A 1,322-nucleotide genomic window follows, 5' to 3' on the forward strand; every position below is an offset into this window, starting at 1 on the left:
GCCGCCGATGGCATCCATTGCTACGATCCGGACGGCACGCTGATCGGCAAGGTCAAGGTGCCGGAAGTCACCGCCAATTGCGTGTTCGGCGGCAACAAGCTGAATTGCCTCTACATCGCCGGCACCACGTCGCTCTACATGGTGCGGCTGATGGTCAACGGCGCCAAGACATACTGAGAGTTGAACACTGGCGACCGTTCGACGGTTTCATCGAAGCGGGTCGTGAGCACGAACATCCCCGGGAGGACAAGAAATGCCATTCGTCAACATCCGCATCGTCAAGGAAGTGATCGCCGCCGATCCGGCGGGCAAGAAGGCGGATATCGCCAAGAAGGTCACCGCGGCCATCATGGACGCCACCGGGCTGAGCAACGACGATGTCTGGGTGGTTTTTGAAGAGGTCAACGCCCGCGATTGGTACGTTGGGAAGACCGATGTGGAGACGCTGCGAAAGGGGTAATGCGCGATCTTTCCTTCTCCCCTTTTGGGAGGCCGAGACGGTTGAGGGTGGGTGACGGATTGCCGTCAGTGCCAAGCTGGAACATCCCTCATCCGACCTCGCTCGCGAGGCCACCACCCTGGGGCGAGCCACGGGTCTCGCCCCGTCCTTCGGACCCACAAGGGGAGAAGGAAGAGAGGCCGCCGCTCAACGCGAGCGGATAAACTCCGCGAAGGCATTCAGTGCATCATGCATCGCCTGCCGGTTCGCCGGCGCCGCCAGGATGCCCGCCACCTCCGGCGGCTTCCTGCCGAGCAGGGCGATCTCCAGCACATCGTCGTAAAGCGCGAACGACATGGTGCGCATGATCTCAGCCAATGCGGCGCGGGCGAACAGCGAGCGCGGCGAGGCGTGTACCAGCATGGCGGGCTTGGCGACGGCGGCATCGCGCGAGACCAGCCAGTCGAGCGCGTTCTTCAGCCCGCCCGGCACGCCATGGGCATATTCCGGACAGGAGATGATCAGGCCGTCGGCTCGACTGACGGCATGGATCAGCTTGGAGGCTTCGAGCGGTGTCCGCTCGCCTTCATCGTCGGGATTGAAGATCGGCAAACGGCCAAGCCCGTCATGGACGGTGACGCGGCAGCCGGACGGCGCTTCGCGCGCCAGTGTGGCGATCAGCGCCGAATTTGTGGAGGCCGCGCGCAGGCTGCCGGAAATGGCAAGGATGTTCAGCAAGGTATGGAATCGGTCCAGACGCGAATCGCGTCCGCAAAAACTACCACATCGTCTTCTTGTATTCCTCGTCGAGCCAGCGGTCGGTCGCCTCGGCGGAATCGGCAACCGCCAGCTGATCGCGCATGATCTGGCCGAGCGTCGGCAG

Annotated in this window: 3 protein-coding genes and 1 pseudogene; 2 read left to right on the plus strand and 2 right to left on the minus strand. The window is 63.2% G+C overall.

What is annotated here, in order from left to right; all coding sequences use genetic code 11:
- Together EN969_RS31325 and EN969_RS31330 are read left to right on the plus strand one after the other, a co-directional pair.
- On the plus strand, positions 1–177 hold a 177-nt coding region (locus EN969_RS31325), incomplete at its 5' end, for an SMP-30/gluconolactonase/LRE family protein (protein WP_206525283.1).
- 76 nt (positions 178–253) lie between these two features.
- Positions 254–460 carry a 4-oxalocrotonate tautomerase family protein gene (locus tag EN969_RS31330; protein ID WP_013528835.1) on the plus strand — a complete coding sequence of 69 codons (207 nt, stop codon included), beginning with the start codon at positions 254–256 and terminating at the stop codon, positions 458–460.
- Between the two features lie 186 nt (positions 461–646).
- Here the strand turns inward: EN969_RS31330 and EN969_RS31335 are convergent, their stop codons facing one another.
- Both EN969_RS31335 and EN969_RS36815 read right to left on the minus strand, forming a co-directional pair.
- Positions 647–1,177 (minus strand): NADPH-dependent FMN reductase, encoded by a 531-nt coding sequence (locus tag EN969_RS31335; protein ID WP_063169541.1) that lies wholly within the window; start codon positions 1,175–1,177, stop codon positions 647–649.
- Positions 1,178–1,217: 40 nt separating this feature from the next.
- A pseudogene (locus tag EN969_RS36815) lies at positions 1,218–1,322 on the minus strand (pyridoxamine 5'-phosphate oxidase family protein); the annotation flags it as partial.

The sequence above is a fragment of the Mesorhizobium sp. M7A.F.Ca.CA.003.01.2.1 genome, from assembly GCF_003998945.1.
GTDB lineage: Bacteria > Pseudomonadota > Alphaproteobacteria > Rhizobiales > Rhizobiaceae > Mesorhizobium > Mesorhizobium ciceri.

Bases quoted from the DNA above. Each gene is read 5' to 3' on its own strand.
- EN969_RS31330 (WP_013528835.1), top strand. From the start codon at position 254: ATGCCATTCGTCAACATCCGCATCGTCAAGGAAGTGATCGCCGCCGAT.